Raw genomic sequence first — 2,424 nt, 5'->3', positions numbered from 1 at the left:
TGTGTTGGGTCAATAGCATAGACTCGGCGTGCTATGATGTCAAGCCTCTACAGACATGAAAAAGCGATTGTAGATCCATCGAGGCAGGCTTGTACTCATCTTAGGGGTGAGTAGTTACGTCAAAGGCCGAGTCGATTTTGGGGACTGGGATGTCCCAAAATCTATCACGAGGCCGAAGACATGCTTGCAAAATACGCTCCATATGCCATGCTCAAACTCGAAGACATAAAGAAAGACGCCCAGATCCGCGGCATCCTGCCCGATGAGATCGTGCGCGTCGTACAAACTGAGCCTGTGGGCGACAGCGCTGTCACTGTCTATTACAAGGACAACCAGGGGCGGCTGGGGGAACAGATGCTCTTCCGCGACAATGAAGCCCGCCTGGAACTGGCTGAGGCCGGTCGTCCTTGGGCCTTCGACGCGGACGGCACCGATCTGAAGCTGGGACTGGAAGCCTTGCGCATCCGCCTGGCCCACCTGTTTGATCCCATGATGGCAGTGCATACCGCCAATGTAGAACCTCTCCCACACCAAATTTCCGCTGTCTATGAAGCCATGCTTCCCCGCCAACCGTTGCGCTTCGTGTTGGCAGATGACCCCGGATCAGGCAAGACCATCATGGCGGGTCTGTTAATTCGTGAGCTGCTGATGCGAGCCGATGCCAGGCGCATTTTGATTGTTGCGCCCGGCGCATTGACTGAGCAGTGGCAGGATGAAATGCTGGAGAAGTTTGGTATCCAGTTCGAGATCTTCAGTCGTGAAAAGCAGGAGCAATGCGCTTCCGGCAACTATTTTGACGAGCAGAACCTGATCATTACCCGCCTGGACCAACTTTCACGTAATGAGGAATACCAGGAAAAACTCAGGAATACGGACTGGGATCTGATCGTCGTCGACGAAGCTCACAAGCTTTCTGCTAACTATTACGGTAACAAAATCAACAAGACCAAGCGTTTTCAACTTGGTGAACTGCTGGGTTCCATTACCCGTCACTTCCTGTTGATGACTGCCACGCCACACAACGGCAAGGAAGAGGATTTCCAGATCTGGCTCTCTTTGCTCGATGGTGATCGTTTCTACGGTAAATTCCGAGAAGGTGCCCACAAGGTTGATGTATCCGACATGATGCGGCGCATGGTGAAAGAGGAACTGCTCAAATTCGATGGCACCCCATTGTTTCCAGAGCGCAGGGCCTATACTGCCAACTATGAGCTCTCTGATCCCGAAGCTGCGTTGTATGCAGCAGTAACGGATTATGTTCGCAATGAAATGAACCGCGCCGACCGGCTTTCTGGCAAGAAGAAAAATACCGTCGGATTTGCGCTCACCCAACTTCAGCGGCGTCTTGCCTCCAGCCCGGAAGCCATCTACCAGTCACTCAAACGACGTCGCAAACGTCTGGAATCCCGCCTGGAGGAAATGAAACTGGTTGCGCGTGGTGAAAAGCTCAAAAAGGATGGAATTGCAGAAACCCTGGGTGAATATGTCGTCAAGAAGTCCATTGAAATCCCGGATAATTTTGATGAACTGGAAGATGAACTGACACCTGAAGAATACGAACAGTATGCCGATCAGGTGCTTGATCAGGCCACCGCGGCAGAAACCATCCCCGAACTCAAAGCGGAGATCGAAATTCTTAAGGATCTGGAAGGTCAGGCTCTCAATGTGGTGCAGTCCGGACAAGACCGGAAATGGGAAGAACTCTCCCACCTCCTGCAAGATCGCCCAGAAATGTACACGGATGCAGGCAGCCGCCGTAAGCTCATTATCTTTACTGAGCACAAGGATACTCTCAACTACCTCAAGGAACGCATTGCCGGCATGCTGGGCAACCCGGATGCAGTGATCCATATCCATGGGGGTGTCAACAGGGACGATCGGCGCAAGGCCCAGGAATTGTTCCGTAATGACCCAGAGGTCCTGGTGCTGGTCGCCACCGATGCTGCTGGGGAAGGCGTCAACCTGCAGAACGCCAACCTGATGGTCAACTATGATTTGCCCTGGAACCCCAATCGCCTTGAACAACGTTTTGGTCGCATACACCGAATTGGCCAGACCGAGGTCTGCCACCTTTGGAATTTGGTGGCTTCAGAAACCCGTGAAGGCGATGTTTTCCAAAAACTCTTTGAAAAACTGGAGGTAGAAAAACAGGCGCTGGGCGGCAAGGTCTTCGACATTCTGGGCGAAGCCTTCGAGGGCGTATCGCTCAAGGATCTGCTCATTGAGGCCATCCGCTATGGCGAGTCGCCGGAAGTAAAAGCGCGGTTGGAGAAGAAAATCGAAGGCGCACTCGATACAGATCACCTCAAAGAGATCATCCACCGTAACGCCCTGGTGGACCAGCACATGACGCTGGAGAACCTCTATGCAGTCAAGGAGGAGATGGAAAAGGCCGAGGCGCGCAAGCTGCAGCCCTATTTCATC

Annotated in this window: 2 protein-coding genes; one reads left to right on the top strand and one right to left on the bottom strand. The window is 52.8% G+C overall.

Annotated elements, in window-relative coordinates; translation table 11 throughout:
- Nucleotides 1-114: 114 nt before the first annotated feature.
- Nucleotides 115-285 (bottom strand): hypothetical protein, encoded by a 171-nt coding sequence (locus tag ACOCD2_RS16860; protein WP_419584378.1) that lies wholly within the window; start codon nucleotides 283-285, stop codon nucleotides 115-117.
- Between ACOCD2_RS16860 and ACOCD2_RS16855 the strand changes: the two genes are divergently transcribed.
- Nucleotides 271-2,424, top strand: a 2,154-nt coding sequence (locus tag ACOCD2_RS16855) for a DEAD/DEAH box helicase (RefSeq protein WP_419625812.1), incomplete at its 3' end; no start/stop codon positions are given. The two genes, ACOCD2_RS16860 and ACOCD2_RS16855, sit on opposite strands and share 15 nt — an antisense overlap.

It is taken from the genome of Thiolapillus sp. (assembly GCF_048562965.1).
GTDB lineage: Bacteria > Pseudomonadota > Gammaproteobacteria > Chromatiales > Chromatiaceae > Thiolapillus > Thiolapillus brandeum_A.
The sequence above is the reverse complement of the archived record's forward strand: the minus strand, read 5'-3'. Positions and strand labels throughout refer to the sequence as shown.